This is a genomic window from Micrococcus sp. PSi08 (genome assembly GCF_054960655.1).
In genome coordinates this window covers 1-20196 of record NZ_JBHNYP010000031.1, presented here as the reverse complement: position 1 = coordinate 20196, position 20196 = coordinate 1, and the positions used below count along the sequence as shown (strand labels likewise).

Sequence of the window (20196 nt, the reverse complement as noted above, 5' to 3'; positions counted from 1 at the left end):
GCGGCCCCGCCACCCGGGCACCGGGAGGCGGGGCCGTCGTCGTGGCAGGCCGGTGCGGCCGCCGGCACGGCGGGGGCCGCGGGGCGCGCTCAGTCGGCGGCGGGCAGCTCCATCACGAGCTCGGTGATGACCTCGGCACGGGCGTTGGAGAAGACCTTCTCCTCGCCGACGGTCTCGAAGCCGCGGCGGGAGAGCACCTTCACGGAGCCCACATTGTCCTCGGGCACGTGCGCCCGCAGCGGGCGGGCGGTGTGCTCCTCCAGGAACCGGTCCACGGCCGCGGTCGTCAGCCCCAGGCCCCAGTAGTCCTGCGCGGTCCAGAAGGACAGCTCGCCCACGCCGTCCTGCTGGATGCACACGAGCGCACCCACGGCGCGGCCCTCGTGCTCGATGGTCCGCACGACGGTGTCCTCGTCCCCGAGCAGGTGGGCCCAGTGGTAGTCGAAGACACCGCGGTCCCGGGGGTTGCGGGGGGCGAAGGCGGACATCAGGTTGGCCTGCTCGTCCTGCTGGTGGAGGAAGAACTCGTCCAGATCCTCGGGTCGGACGTCACGAAGAAGCACGGCGGTGGACCTCTCGGGGCGGGGTTCGACGGCGTCCGCCGTCGCGGGTACCGGCCACCGTATCACCGGGCACGACGCCGGCCCGCCGGGCCGGTGCCGCCCGCTCAGTCCCCGCCGGGCAGCGGCCCGGGGGCCGTGGCCGCGGCCCAGGCCATGGCCACGAGGGTCGCGCGGCGAGCCGCGCGGTCGGCCGCGGTGCGCCGCACCGAGCGGGGGGTGGAGTTGAGCAGGCCCAGCACGGCCTGGGCGCGGAACACGGCGGTGGCCTGGTCCTCGTGGGGGTGGACGACCTGCAGCTGGCGCGCCCACACGTCGATGTAGGCGCGCTGGGTGCGCGTGATGGCCGTGCGCGCGCCGTCGGGCAGGGCGGACATGTCGCGGTCCTGCACACGGATCACGTCGCGCTGGGCGAGGGCGAAGTCCGCCTGGAAGCCGATGAGGGCCCGCAGGGTCTCCGCCCCCGGCGCGTGCTGCGTCTCGGCGGCCAGCCCGCCGTCCAGCAGGTCCTGTGAGGCCGTGTCGAGGATCGCCGTGAGCACGGCGGCCTTGCCGGCGAAGTGGCGGTAGATGGCGGGGCCGCTGATCCCGACGGCGGCGCCGATGTCCTCGAGGCGGACCGCATCGAAGCCCCGGGCCGCGAACAGTCGCGCCGCGGCCGCGAGCAAGTCCACCCGGCGTCGGGCCTTGGCGGCCTCCCGGGCGGTCGGCGGGGTCGCCGGGGCGGCGGGGGACGCGGGATCGGCGGCGGGCATGGGATCCACTGTAGGACGGGACGAGGCGCGCCGGGCGCCCGGTCGACGTCAGTGACGATCGTCACTACACTGAGGCTCGGTTCAGTTAGTCGTCATTCACTGAAAGGGGTCTCATGACCGCCAGCACCCCGGCCCCGGCCGCGCAGTCCGCGCCCACCGTGGCCGAGCGCAACGCGGCCGGCCACGCCCGGCTCGAGCAGGAGCTCGCCGACCTCGTCGCCCGCACGTCGCTCGGCGGGCCCGAGCGCTCGCGCGAGCGCCACACCGGCCGCGGCAAGCTGCTGGTGCGGGACCGCATCGACGCGCTGCTCGACGAGGGCTCGCCCTTCCTCGAGGTCGGCGCGCTGGCCGCGCACGGCCTGTACGACGGGGACAGCCCCGCCGCCGGCGTCGTGGCGGGCATCGGCCTGGTCCACGGCCGCCTCGTGATGGTGGTCGGCAACGACGCCACCGTGAAGGGCGGCACCTACTACCCCATGACGGTGAAGAAGCACCTGCGGGCCCAGGAGATCGCCCTGGAGAACCGCCTGCCGTGCATCTACCTCGTGGACTCCGGCGGCGCGTTCCTGCCCCGCCAGGACGAGGTCTTCCCGGACCGCGAGCACTTCGGCCGCATCTTCCGGAACCAGGCGCTGCTCTCCTCGCAGCGCATCCCGCAGCTGGCCGCGGTGTGCGGCTCCTCCACGGCGGGCGGCGCGTACGTGCCGGCCATGTCGGACGAGACCGTGATCGTGCGCGAGCAGGGCACCATCTTCCTCGGCGGCCCCCCGCTCGTGAAGGCCGCGATCGGGGAGGACATCTCGCCCGAGGACCTCGGCGGCGGCCGGCTGCACGCCGAGCGCTCCGGCGTCGCGGACCACCTGGCGGACGACGACCTGCACGCCATGCAGATCCTCCGGGACATCGTGGCCACCCTGCCCCCGGCCGAGGCGCCGGCCTGGGAGGTCGCCCCCGCCGCGGAGCCCGCCAAGGACCCGGCCGAACTGACCAGCGTCGTGCCCGTGGACGTGAACACCCCCTACGACGTGCACGAGGTGATCGACCGCCTCGTGGACGGCGGCTCCGTCCACGAGTTCAAACCCCTCCACGGCACCACCCTGGTCACCGCGTTCGCACGGATCGACGGCCACCCCGTGGGCGTCCTCGCCAACAACGGCATCCTGTTCGGAGACTCCGCCCGCAAGGGCGCGCACTTCATCGAACTGTGCGACCAGCGCGGCATCCCGCTGCTGTTCCTGCAGAACATCTCCGGCTTCATGGTGGGCCGGGACGCGGAGGCCGGCGGCATCGCGCGCGACGGCGCCAAGATGGTCACCGCCGTCGCCACCGCCCGCGTGCCCAAGCTGACCGTGGTGATCGGCGGCTCGTTCGGCGCCGGCAACTACGCGATGTGCGGCCGCGCCTACTCACCCCGCTTCCTGTGGATGTGGCCGAACGCGCGCATCTCCGTGATGGGCGGCCCGCAGGCCTCCTCCGTGCTCACGCAGATCAAGCAGGACCAGCGGGCCGCCGCGGGGGAGGAGTCGATGTCCCCCGAGGAGGTCGAGGCCTTCCAGGCGCCGGTCCGCCGACAGTACGAGGACCAGGGCAGCCCCCTGTACTCCACCGCCCGCCTCTGGGACGACGGTGTGATCACCCCCGGCCAGACCCGCCGGGTGCTCTCCCTGGCCCTCGACGTCATCTCCCGTTCCCCGCTGCCGGACTCCCGGTTCGGCCTGTTCCGCATGTGAGGCACCCGTGACCGAGAACCACGCCCAGGGGACGCCCCTGTTCGACACCGTGCTGGTGGCCAACCGCGGCGAGATCGCCGTGCGCGTCATCCGCACCCTGCGCCGCCTCGGCATCCGCTCGGTGGCCGTGCACTCCGACGCCGACGCCGACGCGCGGCACGTCCGCGAGGCGGACACGGCGGTCCGCCTCGGCCCGGCTCCGGCCCGCGAGTCCTACCTGGACATCGACGCCGTCGTCGACGCCGCGCGCCGCACCGGCGCCCAGGCCGTGCACCCCGGCTACGGCTTCCTGTCCGAGAACGCCGACTTCGCCCGCGCGCTGGAGGCGGCCGGCATCGTGTTCGTGGGCCCTCCCGTGGGCTCGCTCGACGCGATGGCGGACAAGATCCGCGCGAAGGAGACCGTGGCCGCGTACGACGTGCCGGTGGTCCCCGGCATCCAGGACCCCACGCTCACCGACGCGCAGATCACGGCCGAGGCCGAGCACGTCGGCTTCCCGCTGCTGATCAAGCCCTCCGCGGGAGGCGGCGGCAAGGGCATGGTGGCCGTGCGCGCCGCCGAGGAGCTGCCCGGCGCCCTCGCCTCGGCCCGACGCACGGCGCGCTCGGCGTTCGGCGACGACACCCTGCTGCTCGAGCGGCTCATCACCGCGCCCCGGCACGTCGAGGTGCAGGTGTTCGCGGACGCCCACGGCGCCACCGTGCACCTGGGTGAGCGCGAGTGCTCCCTGCAGCGCCGCCACCAGAAGGTGATCGAGGAGGCCCCCGCGCCCCTGCTGACCGGGCTGGCGCACGGGGCCGAGCTCCGCGAGCGCCTGGGCCGGGCCGCCGTGGACGCGGCCGTGTCCGTGGGCTATCGCGGCGCCGGCACCGTCGAGTTCCTCGTCTCGGACGAGAACCCGGACGAGTTCTTCTTCATGGAGATGAACACCCGCCTGCAGGTGGAGCACCCGGTCTCCGAGGAGGTCGTCCGGGTGCGCGGACAGCGCCTGGACTTCGTGGAGCTGCAGCTGCGCATCGCCGCGGGGGAGCCGCTCGGCTTCGCCCAGGAGGACGTGAGCCTCGACGGCGCCGCCGTCGAGGCCCGCGTCTACGCGGAGGACCCCGCGAACGGCTTCCTGCCCTCCACCGGGCCGGTGCTGCGCTGGCGCGAGCCCGCCGGCGAGGGCGTCCGCGTCGACACGCTCCTGCTGCCCTCCCGGCCGACCGAGGAGCGCGCGTTCGGCTCTGGGCCCGCCACCGCCGTCGGCGCCGTGGACCCCGTGGACGTCGACGGCGCTCAGCCCGAGATCACCGGCTTCTACGACCCGATGATCGCCAAGCTCATCACCCGCGGCGCCGACCGCGCCGAGGCCCTCGAGCGGCTCGACGCCGCGCTCGCGGACACCGTGCTGTTCGGCGTCCGCTCCAACCTGGGCTGGCTGCGCGAGCTCGCTGCCCGCACGGATGTGCGGACCGGCCGGCTCACCACCGAGCTGATCGACGGCCTCGAGGCGTGGACCGCCCCCGCGCTGCCCGAGGACCTCGCCGCCCTCGCGGCCGAGGCCCTGGCCGACGTGTCCGAGGACGCGGCCGCCGCCGAACGCCGCGCGGCCGGCACCGCGTGGGCCCGGGCGGACGGCTGGCGCGGCGCAGGCGCCCCGCAGCCCGGGATGCGCGTCCGGGTGGGGGACGAGGACCGGATCCTCACCGCCCCCGCCGCCGACGCCGAGGTGGACGAGGACGCCGGAGCCCTGGCGGGCGTCAACCTCCTGGCCGGTGACCCGCGGGACCCGCGCTCGGCGTGGCTGCACCGCGACGGCGCCGCGTGGCAGGTCCGCCGCCTCACCCGGGCCGAGGTGGTCGAGGCCGCCCGCGCGGCCGCGGCCGCGCGCCGTGCCCCGGCCGGCGCAGCGTCCCCCGAGGCCCGCACGCCCATGCCGGGCACCGTCGTCGCCGTGTCCGTGGCCACCGGGGACACCGTGGCCGCGGGCCAGGAGCTGGCGGTGGTCGAGGCCATGAAGATGGAGCACCCCGTCACGGCCGCCGTCGCCGGCGTCGTGACCGTCCACGTCGCCGAGGGCGACCCCGTGGCCGCGCAGGCGTTGATCGCCGTCGTCGAGCCCGCCGAGCACGCAGCACCCGAAGAGAACGCCTGAGAACAGGAGAGGACCATGAGCACCAAGCACCGCACCCTGCCCGCCCTCGAGGAGGACTACCAGGTCCTCTCCGACACCGTCCGCGAGTTCGCCGACGAGGTCGTGGCCCCGGTCTCCGCCGAGCTGGACGCCAAGCACGAGTTCCCGTATGAGATCGTGGCCCAGATGGGCGAGATGGGCCTGTTCGGCCTGCCGTTCCCGGAGGAGTACGGGGGCATGGGCGGCGACTACTTCGCCCTGGCCCTGGCCCTCGAGCAGCTCGGCCGCGTCAACCAGTCCGTGGCCATCACCCTCGAGGCCGGCGTCTCCCTGGGCGCCATGCCGCTGCTGAAGTTCGGCACCGAGGAGCAGAAGCAGCGCTGGCTGCCGGACCTCGTGGCCGGCACACACCTGGCCGGCTTCGGCCTCACCGAGCCGGGCGCGGGCTCCGACGCCGGCCGCACCCAGACCACCGCCGCGCTCGAGGACGGCCAGTGGCGCATCAACGGCGCCAAGGAGTTCATCACCAACTCCGGCACGGACATCACCTCGCTCGTCACCGTCACCGCCGTGACCGGCACGGTGGAGGGCAGGACCGGCCACGACGGCCGCCCCGCCAAGGAGATCTCCACGATCCTCGTGCCCGCCGGCACCGAGGGCTTCTCCGTGGCCAAGGCCTACGACAAGGTCGGCTGGAACTCCTCGGACACCCACGCCCTGCACTTCACGGACGCGCGCGTGCCGGAGGAGAACCTGCTGGGCGCCCGCGGCCGCGGCTTCGCCCACTTCCTCGAGATCCTGGACGAGGGCCGCATCGCCATCGCGGCCCTGGCCACCGGCGCGGCCCAGGGCTGCGTGGACGAGTCGGTCGCCTACGCCACGCAGCGGACCTCGTTCGGCCAGAAGATCGGGCAGTTCCAGGCCGTGTCCTTCAAGATCGCCCGCATGCAGGCCCGCGCGCACGCCGCCCGCCTGGCCTACTACGAGGCCGCCCAGAAGATGCTGGCCGGCAAGCCGTTCAAGACCGAGGCCGCCATGGCCAAGCTGATCGCCGGCGAGGCCGCCATGGACAACGCCCGGGACGCCACCCAGGTGTTCGGCGGCTACGGCTTCATGAACGAGACCCTCGTGGCCCGTCACTACCGCGACTCCAAGATCCTCGAGGTCGGCGAGGGCACCACCGAGGTGCAGCTCATGCTGATCGCCCGCGAGCTGGGCCTCTGACGTGACGGAGCGCGTCGAGATCGAGCAGCGGGGCCGCTACGCGGACGAGCTGGCGGTCGGTCAGGTCTACCTGCACCGGCCCGGCCGCACGCTCACCGAGGCGGACAACGTCCTGTTCACCACCCTCACCATGAACCCGCAGGCCCTGCACCTGGACCACGCGTACGCGGCGGCCCAGCCGTTCGGCCGGCCACTGGTCAACTCGATGCTGACGCTGTCCACCCTGGTGGGCCTCGCCGTCGGGCAGACCACGCAGGGCACGCTCGTGGCCCAGCTCGGCCTGGGGGAGATCGCGTTCCCGAAGCCGGTCTTCCACGGGGACACGCTCTACGGGCGCTCCGAGGTCACCGCGATCCGCGAGTCCTCCTCGCGGCCGGGGCAGCGGATCGTCACGTTCGCGATGACGGGGGAGAACCAGCACGGCGACGTCGTCGTCCGCGCCCAGCGCACCTGCCTGATGTGGACCGCGCGGGCACACGCGGAGGCCAAGGCGAAGGCCGCCGACGCCGCAGGCACGGGGGAGCGGGCATGAGCGCGCTGACCCTCGGGCCGGCCGTCATGTTCACCCCGGCGGACCGCCCCGAGCGGTACGCCACGGCGCTCGAGCGCGCGGACGCGGTGATCCTCGACCTCGAGGACGCCGTCATCCCGGAGGCCCGGCCCGCCGCGCGGGACGCCGTCGCGGCGGCCTGGGCGGGGCGGGCGACGGGCGGGGTCGACGGCGGCCCGCTGGACGAGGACCGCGTGGTGGTGCGCGTGAACCCCGCGGGCACCGCGGACCACGACGCCGACCTGGCCATGCTCGCCGGGACGGGCTGGCGCACGCTCATGCTCGCCAAGGCCGAGTCCGCCGCGCAGGTGGACGGGGTCGTCGCCGCCCTCGGACCGCAGACCCGCGTCGTCGCCCTGTGCGAGACCGCGGCCGGGATCCTCGCCGCCGCCGAACTGGCCGCCCACCCGCACGTGGGTGCGCTGATGTGGGGCGCCGAGGACCTCGTGGCGTCGATGGGCGGCAGCTCCTCCCGCACCCCCGGGGGCGCCTACCGCTCCGTGGTCCAGCACGCCCGCGCGACGGTGCTGCTGGCGGCGGCCGCCCACGGCGCGGCCGCATGGGACGCCGTCCACCTGGACCTCGGCGACGAGGCCGGGCTGGCCGCCGAGGCCGAGGACGCCGTCGCCCTGGGCTGCACCGCGACCGTGTGCCTGCACCCGCGCCAGGTGCCCGTCGTGCGCTCCGCCTACACGCCCGCCCCGGAGGCCGTCGAGCGCGCCCGGCGCGTCCTCGCCGCGGCCGAGGGCCGACACGGGGCCTTCGAGCTGGACGGGACGATGGTCGACGAGGTGGTCCTCGCCCAGGCCCGCGCGGTCCTGCGCCGCGCGGACGCGGCCCGGCCCGCGGGCGCCTGACCGGCTCCCGGGCGGCTCCGTGCCGTCGGGGCGCGGCCGTGTCCGCACGGCTGCGCACCGGGGCTGTCACAGGGGCGCACGGCCCAGGGGTGCGCTTGACGGCGCACCCCTGGGCCCGCCAGAGTGTGGTTGTCATCACAGTGATCTGTCTCACACTGATTCGTCCCACGCACCCCGGAGGGCCCATGTCATCCAGCGAGCCCACGGCGCCGGTCCCCACGGCCGCGCAGTTCCGCGCCGCGCAGCAGTCCGAGGAGTTCATCGAGCTCCGGCGCACCCACCGATCCTTCGCCTTCCCCATGACCGTGGCGTTCTTCGTCTGGTACCTGGTGTTCGTGATCGTCGGCGCGTTCTTCCCCGAGTTCATGGCGATCCGCCTCGGCGGCAACATCACCCTCGGCCTGATCCTCGGCCTGCTCCAGTTCGTCACCACGTTCCTGATCACCTTCGCCTACGTCCGTTTCTCCAACCGGACCCTGGACCCCCGCGCCACCGCGCTGCGTGAGCGCCTCGAGCGCGAGGCCGCCGGCGCCCACGAGAACCCGGAGGCCACGCGATGAGCGCGCTCACCCCCCTGCTCCAGGCCGCCCCGCAGACGGTCGGCAACCCCGCCGTGAACATCGGCATCTTCGTCGCCTTCGTGGTGGTCACCCTCGTGATCGTGATCCGCGCGTCCAAGACGAACGCGTCCTCGGCCGACTACTACGCCGGCGGCCGCGGCTTCTCCGGCACCCAGAACGGCACGGCCATCGCGGGTGACTACCTCTCCGCGGCCTCGTTCCTGGGCATCGTGGGCGCGATCGCCCTCTACGGCTACGACGGCTTCCTCTACTCCATCGGCTTCCTCGTGGCGTGGCTCGTGGCCCTGCTGCTGGTGGCCGAACTGCTGCGCAACACCGGCAAGTTCACCATGGCGGACGTGCTGTCCTTCCGCCTGCAGCAGCGACCCGTGCGCATCGCGGCCGCCTTCGGCACCATGGCCGTCTGCCTCTTCTACCTCCTGGCCCAGATGGCCGGCGCCGGCGGCCTCGTGGCCCTGCTGCTGAACATCAACGACCGGGCCGGCCAGGCCCTCGTGATCGTGATCGTGGGCGTGCTCATGATCGTCTACGTGCTGATCGGCGGCATGAAGGGCACCACATACGTGCAGATCATCAAGGCGGTCCTCTTGATCGCCGGCGCGGGGATCATGACCGTGTGGACGCTGGCCCTGTTCGGCTTCGACTTCAACGCCTTGCTGGGGGCCGCCGTCGAGAAGAACCCGAAGGGCGAGGCGATCCTCGAGCCGGGCCTGCAGTACGGCGCCAGCGCGCTGACCCGCCTCGACTTCGTGTCCCTGGGCCTCGCGCTCGTGCTCGGCACGGCCGGCCTGCCGCACGTGCTCATGCGGTTCTACACGGTGCCCACCGCCAAGGAGGCGCGCAAGTCCGTGGTGTGGGCCATCGTCCTCATCGGCGCGTTCTACCTGTTCACCCTCGTGCTGGGCTACGGCGCCGGCGCGCTGATCGGTCCCGAGCGCATCCTGGCCGCGCCCGGCGGGCAGAACTCCGCAGCCCCGCTGCTGGCGTTCGAGCTCGGCGGCTCCATCCTGCTGGGCCTGATCTCGGCGGTCGCGTTCGCCACCATCCTCGCGGTGGTCGCGGGCCTGGCCATCACGGCGGCGGCGTCCTTCGCCCACGACGTGTACGGCTCCGTGATCGCCAAGCACCCGCTCACCCCGCAGGAGGAGGTGCGGATCGGCAAGATCACCGTAGTGGTGATCGGCGTCCTGGCGATCGTCGGCGGCATCGCCGCCCAGGGCCAGAACGTGGCGTTCCTCGTGGCGCTCGCCTTCGCGGTGGCGGCCTCGGCGAACCTGCCGACCATCCTGTACTCCCTGTTCTGGCGGCGCTTCACCACCCGCGGCGCGGTGTGGTCGATGTACGGCGGACTGCTCTCCGCGATCATCCTGATCGTCCTGTCCCCGGTGATGTCCGGGACGCCGACCTCGATGATCCCGGGCGCGGACTTCGCGGTGTTCCCGCTGAAGAACCCGGGCATCGTCTCCATCCCGCTGGCCTTCTTCCTCGGCTGGCTCGGCTCGGTGACCTCGTCGCGTGCCGAGGACCCGGACAAGCAGGCCGAGATGGAGGTCCGCTCCCTCACCGGCATCGGCGCCGAAAAGCCGGTGCAGCACTGATCCGCAGCTGACCCGGTCCCACGGGGGCCGGCGGGGCGGGACGTCGCGGTGCGGCGTCCGTCCGGCCGGCCCCCCCGTCCGTGTCCAGGCCCGGCTGGCATCATGGCGGGGTGACGCACGGATCCCTCACCGACTACACGCTTCCCGCCCCCGCCCCGGCGCACGACGGCGGCGTCCCGCGCGCCGTCGCCCTGATCGGCTCCACGGGCTCGATCGGCACCCAGGGCCTCGACGTGATCGCCCAGGACCCCGCCCGGCTCCGGGCCGTCGCGCTCGCGGGCGGGGCGAACACGACCCTGCTGGCCGAGCAGGCCGTGCGCTTCGAGGTCGAGGCGGTGGGCTCCGCCGCGGCGGGGGAGGGGGAGCTGCGGGCCGCCCTCGCCGACGCCGCCGCCCGCCTCGGGCGCCCGGCCCCCCGGCCCGTGCTGTTCACCGGTCCGTGCGCCGCCGAGCAGATCGCCGCGTGGCCCGGCGCCGACACCGTGCTGAACGGGATCACGGGCTCGATCGGCCTGCGGCCCACCCTCGCCGCGCTGCACGCCGGCCACCGCCTGGCCCTGGCCAACAAGGAGTCGCTCATCGTCGGCGGGGCCCTCGTGAAGGCCGCCGCGGCACCAGGGCAGCTCGTGCCGGTGGACTCCGAGCACTCCGCGCTCGCGCAGGCGCTGCGCGGCGGCACGGCGGACGAGGTCCGCCGCCTCGTGCTCACGGCCTCGGGCGGGCCGTTCCGGGGCCTGGACCGCGCCGCCCTGCACGCGGTCACCCCCGCCCAGGCCCTCGCCCACCCCACGTGGGACATGGGCCGCGTCGTCACCACCAACTCCGCCTCCCTCGTGAACAAGGCCCTCGAGGTGATCGAGGCCCACCTGCTGTTCGACGTACCCCTGGACCGGATCGACGTCGTGGTCCACCCGCAGTCCGTCGTGCACTCGATGGTCGAGTTCGTCGACGGGTCCACGCTCGCCCAGGCCTCCCCGCCGGACATGCGCCTGCCCATCGCCCTCGGGCTGTGCTGGCCGCGCCGGCTCCCGGGCGCGGCCCCGGCCTGCGACTGGACGCGGGCGGCCACCTGGACCTTCGAGCCCCTCGACGAGGAGGCCTTCCCCGCCGTGCGGGCCGCGAAGGAGGCGGCGGCCGCCTCGCCCACCCACATGGCCGTGTTCAACGCCGCCAACGAGGAGGCGGTGGACGCCTTCCACGCCGGCGCCCTGCCCTTCGACGGGATCGTGGACACGGTCCGCGCCGTCGTCGCCGACTACGCCCCCGAGGACGTGCTCGCCGCGGCCGGCCACGACCCCGCGCCGACGGCGCTCACCGTGGACGCCGTGCTCGCCGCCGAGATCTGGGCGCGCCGTGCGGCGCGGGCCCGCTGGTGACCGTCGTGGAGATCCTCTGGTACGTCGCGGGCGTCCTCGCGGTCGCGCTGGGCCTGGCGGTCTCGATCGCCCTGCACGAGGTCGGCCACCTCGTCCCGGCCAAGCTCTTCGGCGTGCGCGTCACGCAGTACATGATCGGCTTCGGCCCGACGCTCGTCTCGTGGCGCCGCGGGGAGACGGAGTACGGGTTCAAGGCCGTCCCGCTGGGCGGCTACGTCGCGATGATCGGGATGCTGCCCCCGCCGCGGCCCGGGCAGACGCCCCGCACGGCGTCCACGGGCTTCGTCCAGCAGCTGGGCCGCATCGCCGACGACGCCCGGGCCCAGGCCGCCGAGGAGGTCCGCCCCGGCGACGAGCACCGCCGCTTCCTGGCTCTGCCGGTGTGGAAGCGCGTGGTGATCATGCTCGGCGGGCCGTTCATGAACCTGCTCATCGCCCTCGGCGTCACCGCCCTGCTGGTCACCACGGTGGGCACCTCGCAGCCGAGCACCACCGTCGCCGAGGTCTTCCGGTGCGTGGTCACGACGCAGGAGCAGCAGGCCCGCGCCGCCTCCGGCGGGACAGGGGACTGCCGCCCGGGCGATCCCGCCGGGCCCGCCCACGAGGCGGGACTGCGCCCCGGGGACACCGTGCTCGCCTTCGACGGGCAGCCGGTCTCCGACTGGGATGCCCTCTCCGCCGCGATCCGGGACCGCGCCGGACAGCCCACCCGGATCGAATGGGAGCGCGACGGCGAGCGGATGAGCGCCACCCTGACCCCGCGCCTGACGGAACGGCCCGTGACGGACGCGCTGGGCCGGCCCGAGCGGGCCCCGGACGGGACCGTCGCGACCCACGAGGTCGGGTTCATCGGCATGGGCGCGCAGCTCGAGACGGTCCGCGGCACCCCGCTCGACGCCGGCCCGCTCGTGGCCCAGCAGGTGCGGGGCGTCGTCGACGTCGTCCTCGTGCTGCCGCAGCGGCTGTGGGACACCGCCGTCGCCGTGGTGACCCCGGCCGAGCGCGACCCGGACGGACCGATGTCCGTGGTGGGCGTCGGACGGATCGCCGGGGAGGCGGCGGCGCTCGAGCAGGCCACGCTGACGGACAAGGCCGCCCTGCTGCTGTCCCTGCTGGCGGGCGTGAACGTGGCGCTCATGGTGTTCAACCTCATCCCGCTGCTCCCGCTCGACGGCGGCCACGTGGCCGGCGCCCTGTGGGAGGCGGTCCGCCGAGGCTGGGCCCGGCTCACGGGCCGCCCCGACCCGGGGCCGTTCGACCTGGCCCGCATGCTGCCGCTGACCTACGCGGTGGGCGCGGCGATGCTGCTCATGGGCGTCATCCTGATCGTGGCGGACATCGTGGAGCCGGTCCGGCTGTTCTGAGCCCGGCCCGTTCGCCGTGGGCGGTCGCCCCGCGCCCCGGGGCGCCCGCGCGCCTAGGATGGACCGGAGAACCCGGCGGCCCCGCGCCGTCGACCCCGAGAACCCATGAGGAGCGCCCCCGTGCCCGTCAGCCTTGGAATGCCGTCCGCCCCGCCGCCCGTGCTGGCCCCGCGCCGCACCACCCGGCAGATCCAGGTGGGCTCGGTGGGCGTCGGCTCGCAGCACCCCGTCTCGGTGCAGTCGATGACCACCACCAAGACGCACGACATCGGCGCGACCCTGCAGCAGATCGCCGAGCTCACGGCCGCCGGCTGCGACATCGTCCGCGTGGCCTGCCCCACGGACAAGGACGCCGAGGCCCTCAAGGTCATCGCCCAGCAGTCCACCATCCCCGTGATCGCGGACATCCACTTCCAGCCGAAGTACGTGTTCGCGGCGATCGAGGCCGGCTGCGGCGCCGTGCGCGTGAACCCGGGCAACATCAAGAAGTTCGACGACAAGGTCAAGGAGATCGCGCAGGCCGCCTCGGACCACGGCACCTCCATCCGCATCGGCGTCAACGCCGGTTCCCTGGATCCGCGTCTGCTGAAGAAGTACGGCAAGGCCACCCCGGAGGCCCTCGTCGAGTCCGCGGTCTGGGAGGCCTCCCTCTTCGAGGAGCACGGCTTCAAGGACTTCAAGATCTCCGTCAAGCACAACGACCCGGTGATCATGGCCCGCGCCTATGAGCTGCTCGCCGAGCAGGGTGACTGGCCGCTGCACCTCGGGGTCACCGAGGCCGGCCCGGCCTTCCAGGGCACCATCAAGTCCGCCACCGCCTTCGGCTACCTGCTCGGCCAGGGCATCGGTGACACCATCCGCGTCTCCCTCTCCGCGCCGCCGGTCGAGGAGGTCAAGGTGGGCCTGCAGATCCTGCAGTCCCTGAACCTGCGTGAGCGCAAGCTCGAGATCGTCTCCTGCCCCTCGTGCGGCCGCGCCCAGGTGGACGTGTACACGCTGGCCGAGCAGGTCACCGAGGGCCTCCAGGACCTCGAGGTCCCGCTGCGGGTGGCCGTCATGGGCTGCGTCGTCAACGGGCCGGGCGAGGCCCGCGAGGCCGACCTCGGCGTCGCCTCCGGCAACGGCAAGGGCCAGATCTTCGTCAAGGGCGAGGTCATCCGCACCGTGCCCGAGGACCAGATCGTGGAGACCCTCATCGAGGAGGCCAACCGGATCGCCGGCGAGATGGACCTGGGGGAGGACGGCGGTGACCAGGCTGCCGCCGGTGCCCCGGTGGTCTCCGTCCACTGACCGGGAGGTCCGGGCCGCCACGGGTGACCGCGTCCGCCTGCTGACCGACGCGGACACCGCCGCGCTCGCGGCCCTGTCCGCCCGCGCCCCCGTGTCCAACGTGTTCGTGGACTCCCTGCTCGAGGCGGGCCGCCTGGCCGGCCCGCGCGGGGGAGCGGCGGGCACCCTGTTCCTCGGGATCGACGACGACGCCCCGGGCGCCGGCGCGCTGCGCGCGGCCGTCTGGATCGGCTCGAACGTGGTGCCGGTCGCCGCGTCCGAGGCCCCGGACGCGGGCTGGGCGCCGGGCGACGCGGAGGCGCTCGGCGCGGCGGCCGCCGCGCTGCGCCGCCGGTACGGGTCGATCTACGGCCCGGCCGGTCCCGTGCTGGCCGCCGGCGAGGCCCTCGCCGCCGCGGGCCACCGGTCCCGGTCCGTGCGCCCCGACCAGCCGCTGCTCGTGCTGGGCACGGCCGGGGGGATCGACCCGAACCCGTCCGTGGTGCAGGCGCAGCCACGCGACTTCGCGCGCGTCCTGCCGGCCAGCGCGGCGATGTTCGAGGAGGAGCTCGGCTTCTCCCCGTTCACCGGCGGCGCGGCCCAGTACCGGGACCGCGTCGAGCGGCTGATCCACGCCGGGCGCGTCTTCATCGACCCGGGCCCGCGCGACGCGGGCGGCCCGCTGCGCTTCAAGGCGGACATCGGGCTGCTCTCCTCCCGGTGCGCCCAGATCCAGGGCGTGTGGATGGCCCCCGCCGCGCGCGGCCGAGGGCTGGCGGTGTCAGCGATGGCCGCCGTCGTGGACTACGTGCGCCTCCAGGCTCCCGTGGTCAGCCTCTACGTCAACGCGTACAACACCCCCGCGCTGCGCACGTACGAGCGCGTGGGGTTCGAGCGGCGCGGCACGTTCGCGACCGTCCTGTACTGACCCGGCGGGCCCTGCGCGGGCGATAGGATCGGCGGTCAGGACGCCGGGCACCCCGTGCCGGCGTCGTCCCGTCCCGCGCGCCGCCCCGACCGCGCGAGCCCGTCCGAGGAGGCCCCGTCATGCCCCTGCGCATGTCCACCCTGTTCCTGCGCACCCTGCGCGACGACCCGGCGGAGGCCGAGGTGGCGAGCCACAGGCTCCTCGTCCGTGCCGGGTACATCCGTCGCGCGGCCCCGGGCATCTACTCGTGGCTGCCGCTGGGCCTGAAGGTGCTGGCCAAGGTGGAGCGGATCGTGCGCGAGGAGATGGACGCGATCGGCGCCCAGGAGGTGCACTTCCCGGCGCTGCTGCCGCGGGAGCCCTACGAGGCCACGGGGCGCTGGGATGAGTACGGCGACGGGCTGTTCCGCCTGCAGGACCGCAGGGGCAACGACTACCTCCTGGCCCCCACGCACGAGGAGATGTTCACGCTCCTGGTGAAGGACCTGTACTCCTCGTACAAGGACCTGCCCGCGTACCTGTACCAGATCCAGACCAAGTACCGGGACGAGGCCCGCCCGCGCGCCGGCCTGCTGCGCGGGCGCGAGTTCATCATGAAGGACTCCTACTCCTTCACGGTGGACGACGCCGGCCTGGACGCCGCGTACGAGGCCCACCGGGCCGCCTACCTGCGGATCTTCGACCGCCTCGGCCTCGAGGTCGTGCCGGTGCGGGCCACCTCCGGTGCGATGGGCGGCTCCCGCTCCGAGGAGTTCCTGCACCCCACCGAGGTGGGCGAGGACACCTTCGTCGAGTCCGACGGCGGCTACCGCGCCAACGTCGAGGCCGTCACCACGGTGGCCCCCGCCCCGCTGGACGAGGCGGCCATGGCGGTCCTGCCCGCCGCCGAGGTCAAGGACACCCCGGTCTCCACCACCATCGCCGCGCTCGTGGACGTCGCCAACCAGCTGGCCCCGCGCGACGGCGAGCCGTGGACCGCCGCGGACACGCTCAAGTGCGTCGTGGTCACCGCGGTGGTGGACGGCGGTGAGCGCCGCCCGTTCGTCGTGGGCGTGCCCGGCGACCGGGAGGTGGACCTCAAGCGTCTCGAGGCCTCCGTGGGCCCGGCACTCGGCGTGGTCGGCGAGCCCACGCTCGAGGCCGCGACCGCCGCGGACCTGGCCGCGCACCCGGCCCTGGTGAAGGGCTACATCGGCCCCGCGGCCGTCGACGCGGTCGAGGGCACCCCGGTGCTCGGCGCGGAGGACTCCGTCTCGGGCCTGCCCTTCTTCGTGGACCCGCGCATCGCCCCCGGCACGGCGTGGATCACCGGCGCGAACGCGGACCAGCGCCACGTGTTCGGCCTCGTGGCCGGCCGCGACTTCACGTGGGACGGCGTGCTCGAGGCCACCGCGGTGCGTGAGGGCGACGAGGCCCCCGACGGCTCCGGCCCGCTGCACACCCGCCGCGGCATGGAGATGGGCCACATCTTCCAGCTCGGCCGCAAGTACGCCGAGGCCCTCGACCTGAAGGTCCTCGACGTCCACGGCAAGCAGGTCGTGGTGACCATGGGCTCCTACGGCATCGGCATCACGCGCGCCGTCGCCGCGATCGCCGAGCGCTACCACGACGACAAGGGCCTGGCGTGGCCGCGCGCGGTGGCCCCGGCGGACGTGCACGTCGTCGTCGCCACGAAGGGCGAGGACGGCCTCGCCGCCGCCGAGACCCTCGCCGCGGGCCTCGAGGCCGAGGGCCTGACCGTGCTCGTGGACGACCGTCCGAAGGTCAGCCCGGGCGTGAAGTTCAAGGACGCCGAGCTCATCGGCGTGCCCACCACCGTGGTGATCGGCCGCGGCCTGGCGGACGGCGAGCTCGAGCTCAAGGACCGTGCCACCGGCGAGGCGCGCCCCGTGCCCGTGGACGGGGCCGTCGCGGCGGTGCTCGCGGAGGTGCGCGACGGGCGCTGAGTGGTTCGGCGCCGTCGAGCTGACCGCCGGGCTGCTCGTCCTCGTGCTCGCCGCGGGCTTCGCGGCGGGCTGGATCGACGCCGTCGTGGGCGGGGGCGGGCTCCTGCAGCTGCCGGCCCTGCTGCTCGTGCCCGGGCTGAGCCCGATCCAGGCCCTGGCCACCAACAAGCTCGGCTCGGTGTTCGGCACGGCGACGTCGGCGCTCACCTACCGGCGGCGCCTGCGGCAGGACCTGTCCACCGCACTGCCGATGGCCGCCGTCGCCTTCGCGGCGGCCCTGGGCGGGGCCGTGGTCGCCGCGCATCTGCCGGCCGGCGTGATCCGGCCCGTGATCCTGGTGGCGCTGATCGCCGTCGCCGTGTTCACGGCCGTGCGCCCGGGCCTCGGACAGGTCGCCGGCGTGAGACCGCGGCGGAGCACCGCGCTGGCCCGGGCCGTGGCGCTCGGCGCGGCGGTGGGCTTCTACGACGGCGTCCTCGGCCCCGGCACGGGCACGTTCCTCATCCTGGGGCTGGTGCTGCTGCTCAAGTTCGACTTCCTGCACGCCTCGGCACAGGCGAAGGTGGTCAACCTCGCGACCAACCTCGGCGCGCTCGCGTACTTCGTGCCCTCGGGGCACGCGGTGCTGGGCCTGGGGCTGCTGCTCGGCGCGGCCAACCTCGTGGGCGGCTACGTGGGGGCCCGCATGGCGATCGCCCGCGGCACCGGCTTCATCCGCGTGGTGTACCTCATGGTGGTGGCCGCGCTCATCGTCAAGGTCGGCGCGGACACCCTCGCCCCGCTGCTGGGCTGACCGCGGCCCGTCCGACCCGGCCGGGAGCACTCGGCCCCGCCGTGGGCCGCCGGTAGGCTCGGCCCCGGATCCCGACCCCGGCCCCCGCCCGCGTGACGCGGCGGCCCCGACCCGACGAGTGAGGCACCCCATGGACAGCACCGACCGCCGCGACGACCTCGCCGAGCTGCGCACCCGCGTCGAGGAGGCCCTGGCGGCCGACGACGTGGTGGTGGAGCAGGTGCGTGCCACGGGCACCGCCGAGCACCGCACCGTCGAGGTGGTCCTCGACCGCGCCTCGGGCACCCAGGGCCTGAGCCTGGACGACGTCGCCCGCCTCTCCGGCCGGGTCTCCGCCGCCCTCGACGCCCTGGGCGACCACGTGCCCGGCGTCGGCGCGGGGGAGTACCTGCTGGAGGTCACCACCGCGGGCGTGGACCGCCCGCTCACCGAGCCCCGCCACTTCGCCCGCAACGTCGGCCGTCTCGTCGAGGTCTCGGTCGACGGCGCCGCGCCCGTGACGGCCCGCGTGAGGGACGTGACGGACGACGACGTCGAGCTGGCCGTGGTGCGCCCGCCCGCGAAGAAGGGCATGAAGGCCAAGGAGCTGCCCGCCGAGCGGGTCGCCCTCAACCGTCTCGGTCCGGCGATCGTGCAGGTAGAGTGGAGCCCCGCTCAGCAGGCCGGCGACGCCGACGCCGCCGCGGGCGAGGACACGGCCGAGCACACGGAGGCATGAGTTGGACATCGACATGAGCGCGCTGCGCATGCTGGAGGCGGAGCGGGAGATCCCGATGGACCGCCTCATCCCCACCATCGAGCAGGCCCTGCTCATGGCGTACCACCGCACCCCGGGGGCCCTGAAGCGCGCCCGCGTGGAGATCGACCGCGCGACCGGCCACGTCACCGTGTGGGCCACGGAGCTGGACGAGGACGACACGCCCATCGGCGAGTTCGACGACACCCCGAACGGCTTCGGCCGGGTGGCCGCCTCCACGGCGCGCCAAGTGATGATCCAGCGCATGCGCGAGGAGGACGACGACAAGGTCCTCGGCGAGTTCAAGGACAAGGAGGGCGAGCTCGTCTCCGGCGTCATCCAGCAGGGCCTGAACCGCCACATGGTCCAGGTGAACCTCGGCACCCTCGAGGCCGTCCTCCCGCCGCCCGAGCAGGTGCCCGGCGAGGACTACGCCCACGGCCGCCGGATCCGCGTCTACGTGGTCTCCGCGACGCGTGGCGCCAAGGGACCGTCCGTCACGGTGTCCCGCTCGCACCCCGGCCTCGTGCGCAAGCTCTTCGAGCTCGAGGTCCCGGAGATCGCGGACGGCTCGGTCGAGATCACGGCGCTGGCCCGCGAGGCCGGCCACCGCACCAAGATGGCCGTGCGCGCCACCCGCCCCGGGGTGAACGCCAAGGGCGCCTCCATCGGCGAGATGGGCAGCCGCGTGCGCGCCGTCATGACGGAGCTCAACGACGAGAAGATCGACATCATCGACCACGTGGACGACCCCGCCGCGATGATCGCCAACGCCCTCTCGCCCGCCACGACCGTCTCGGTGGAGATCCTCGACGCGGACCAGCACTCGGCCCGCGCCGTGGTGCCGCAGTACCAGCTGTCCCTGGCCATCGGCAAGGAGGGCCAGAACGCCCGCCTCGCGGCCAAGCTCACGGGCTGGCGGATCGACATCGTCGGCGACGGGGTCACCACCTCCGCCCCGGGCCGCTGACCGTCCCCGGGAACAGATCCGGGCCCGGACGCGCTAGGATGGATGAGGTCCTTTCTCGATCCGACGCCCGTGAGGGGTGAACGCATGACGTCTCGGACGGTCGTGCGCACCTGCATCGGATGCCGATCGAGGGCGGACCGGCAAGAGCTGGTGCGCGTCGCCCTGGACTCCTCGACGGAACCCCCATCCGTCGTCTGGGACCCGGAACGACGCCGTCCCGGCCGGGGTGCGTGGCTGCACCCCGGCGAGGACTGCCTCCACCTCGCCCTGCGCCGCCGCGCGTTCGGGCGGGCCTTCCGGTCCGCCGTCGACGCCGACGCGCTGGTCCGCACCGCGGAGGCACCGGCTGACAGACCGACAGATGAAGGCGGGTCAGAGATCTGATGCGTACCCGATGAGCACTGAAGCATGAGTGCCCAGCGATGAACTTCACCCCCTGCTATCAGGCAGGCCGTGGTGCGCGTGCCCTGGTGGTGCGCGCGACGGCCTGGAGCAACGTCAACGGTCCCAGGACGCGCTGAGACGGACAGCCCGAGCGGCTCCGTTCCGGCCCGTGGGGCCAGAACAGGAGAACCGTGGCCAAGGTCCGCGTCCATGAGCTCGCCAAGGAGCTCGGCATCACCTCGAAGGAGGCCTTGAGCACGCTCAAGGACCTCGGCGAGTTCGTCAGCTCGGCTTCGTCCACCATCGAGCCCCCGGTGGTCAAGAAGCTGCGCAACGCCTACCCGGGTGCCGGCAAGTCCGCCGCCAAGCCCGGTTCCACGCCCGCCGCCCCGGCCGCGGGGGCGCCCGCCCCCCCCCAGCCCGCCGGCCCCCCCCCCCCCCGCTATTAAAAAAAAAAAA

At 74.1% G+C, this 20196-nt stretch carries 18 protein-coding genes and 1 pseudogene; 17 read left to right on the top strand and 2 right to left on the bottom strand.

Features of this window, described 5'->3' with window-relative positions; genetic code table 11:
• Window positions 1-89: 89 nt before the first annotated feature.
• Window positions 90-563, bottom strand: coding sequence for a GNAT family N-acetyltransferase (locus ACFI33_RS10360; protein ID WP_044660004.1), 474 nt, complete (start codon window positions 561-563; stop codon window positions 90-92).
• A gap of 104 nt (window positions 564-667) precedes the next feature.
• The gene (locus tag ACFI33_RS10355; protein WP_462623999.1) at window positions 668-1315 is read right to left on the bottom strand and encodes a TetR/AcrR family transcriptional regulator; all 648 of its coding nucleotides are present in this window, start codon (window positions 1313-1315) and stop codon (window positions 668-670) included.
• A 113-nt stretch (window positions 1316-1428) separates the two neighbouring features.
• On the opposite strand from ACFI33_RS10355, the gene ACFI33_RS10350 reads away from it, so the two are divergent.
• From ACFI33_RS10350 to ACFI33_RS10270, 17 genes and pseudogenes are all read left to right on the top strand, one after another.
• On the top strand, window positions 1429-3045 hold the full coding sequence (locus ACFI33_RS10350; protein ID WP_462623998.1) for a carboxyl transferase domain-containing protein: 1617 nt from the start codon (window positions 1429-1431) through the stop codon (window positions 3043-3045).
• A gap of 7 nt (window positions 3046-3052) precedes the next feature.
• Entirely contained in the window at window positions 3053-5182 is a 2130-nt protein-coding gene (locus ACFI33_RS10345; RefSeq protein ID WP_462623997.1) for an acetyl/propionyl/methylcrotonyl-CoA carboxylase subunit alpha, read from the top strand.
• A 15-nt stretch (window positions 5183-5197) separates the two neighbouring features.
• Entirely contained in the window at window positions 5198-6385 is a 1188-nt protein-coding gene (locus tag ACFI33_RS10340; protein ID WP_206495745.1) for an acyl-CoA dehydrogenase family protein, read from the top strand.
• Between the two features lies 1 nt (window position 6386).
• Window positions 6387-6917 carry a MaoC family dehydratase gene (locus tag ACFI33_RS10335; RefSeq protein WP_141843217.1) on the top strand — a complete coding sequence of 177 codons (531 nt, stop codon included), beginning with the start codon at window positions 6387-6389 and terminating at the stop codon, window positions 6915-6917.
• The gene (locus ACFI33_RS10330) at window positions 6914-7792 is read left to right on the top strand and encodes an HpcH/HpaI aldolase/citrate lyase family protein (protein WP_462623996.1); all 879 of its coding nucleotides are present in this window, start codon (window positions 6914-6916) and stop codon (window positions 7790-7792) included. The genes ACFI33_RS10335 and ACFI33_RS10330 overlap by 4 nt, the downstream gene beginning before the upstream one ends.
• Before the next feature lie 185 nt (window positions 7793-7977).
• Window positions 7978-8352 (top strand): DUF485 domain-containing protein, encoded by a 375-nt coding sequence (locus ACFI33_RS10325; protein ID WP_041104222.1) that lies wholly within the window; start codon window positions 7978-7980, stop codon window positions 8350-8352.
• The gene (locus tag ACFI33_RS10320) at window positions 8349-9971 is read left to right on the top strand and encodes a solute symporter family protein (protein ID WP_036314064.1); all 1623 of its coding nucleotides are present in this window, start codon (window positions 8349-8351) and stop codon (window positions 9969-9971) included. Before ACFI33_RS10325 ends, ACFI33_RS10320 begins: the two co-directional genes overlap by 4 nt.
• Window positions 9972-10162: 191 nt before the next feature.
• Window positions 10163-11347 (top strand): 1-deoxy-D-xylulose-5-phosphate reductoisomerase, encoded by a 1185-nt coding sequence (gene dxr, locus ACFI33_RS10315; protein WP_186306106.1) that lies wholly within the window; start codon window positions 10163-10165, stop codon window positions 11345-11347.
• Window positions 11344-12711, top strand: coding sequence for a M50 family metallopeptidase (locus ACFI33_RS10310; RefSeq protein ID WP_462623995.1), 1368 nt, complete (start codon window positions 11344-11346; stop codon window positions 12709-12711). Before dxr ends, ACFI33_RS10310 begins: the two co-directional genes overlap by 4 nt.
• Window positions 12712-12849: 138 nt before the next feature.
• Window positions 12850-14001 (top strand): flavodoxin-dependent (E)-4-hydroxy-3-methylbut-2-enyl-diphosphate synthase, encoded by a 1152-nt coding sequence (gene ispG, locus ACFI33_RS10305; protein WP_036338390.1) that lies wholly within the window; start codon window positions 12850-12852, stop codon window positions 13999-14001.
• Window positions 13976-14908, top strand: coding sequence for a GNAT family N-acetyltransferase (locus ACFI33_RS10300; RefSeq protein ID WP_036314079.1), 933 nt, complete (start codon window positions 13976-13978; stop codon window positions 14906-14908). Before ispG ends, ACFI33_RS10300 begins: the two co-directional genes overlap by 26 nt.
• 119 nt (window positions 14909-15027) lie before the next feature.
• Window positions 15028-16854: a proline--tRNA ligase gene (locus ACFI33_RS10295; protein WP_336644039.1), complete on the top strand. Its 1827-nt coding sequence runs from the start codon at window positions 15028-15030 to the stop codon at window positions 16852-16854.
• A gap of 43 nt (window positions 16855-16897) precedes the next feature.
• The gene (locus ACFI33_RS10290) at window positions 16898-17647 is read left to right on the top strand and encodes a TSUP family transporter (protein ID WP_462623994.1); all 750 of its coding nucleotides are present in this window, start codon (window positions 16898-16900) and stop codon (window positions 17645-17647) included.
• Window positions 17648-17777: 130 nt separating this feature from the next.
• On the top strand, window positions 17778-18365 hold the full coding sequence (locus ACFI33_RS10285) for a ribosome maturation factor RimP (protein WP_101967143.1): 588 nt from the start codon (window positions 17778-17780) through the stop codon (window positions 18363-18365).
• A gap of 1 nt (window position 18366) precedes the next feature.
• Entirely contained in the window at window positions 18367-19353 is a 987-nt protein-coding gene (gene nusA, locus ACFI33_RS10280) for a transcription termination factor NusA (RefSeq protein ID WP_248104078.1), read from the top strand.
• Between the two features lie 42 nt (window positions 19354-19395).
• Window positions 19396-19737, top strand: coding sequence for a YlxR family protein (locus ACFI33_RS10275; RefSeq protein ID WP_049147995.1), 342 nt, complete (start codon window positions 19396-19398; stop codon window positions 19735-19737).
• Between the two features lie 191 nt (window positions 19738-19928).
• A pseudogene (locus ACFI33_RS10270) lies at window positions 19929-20177 on the top strand (translation initiation factor IF-2 N-terminal domain-containing protein); the annotation flags it as partial.
• Window positions 20178-20196 lie beyond the last annotated feature (19 nt).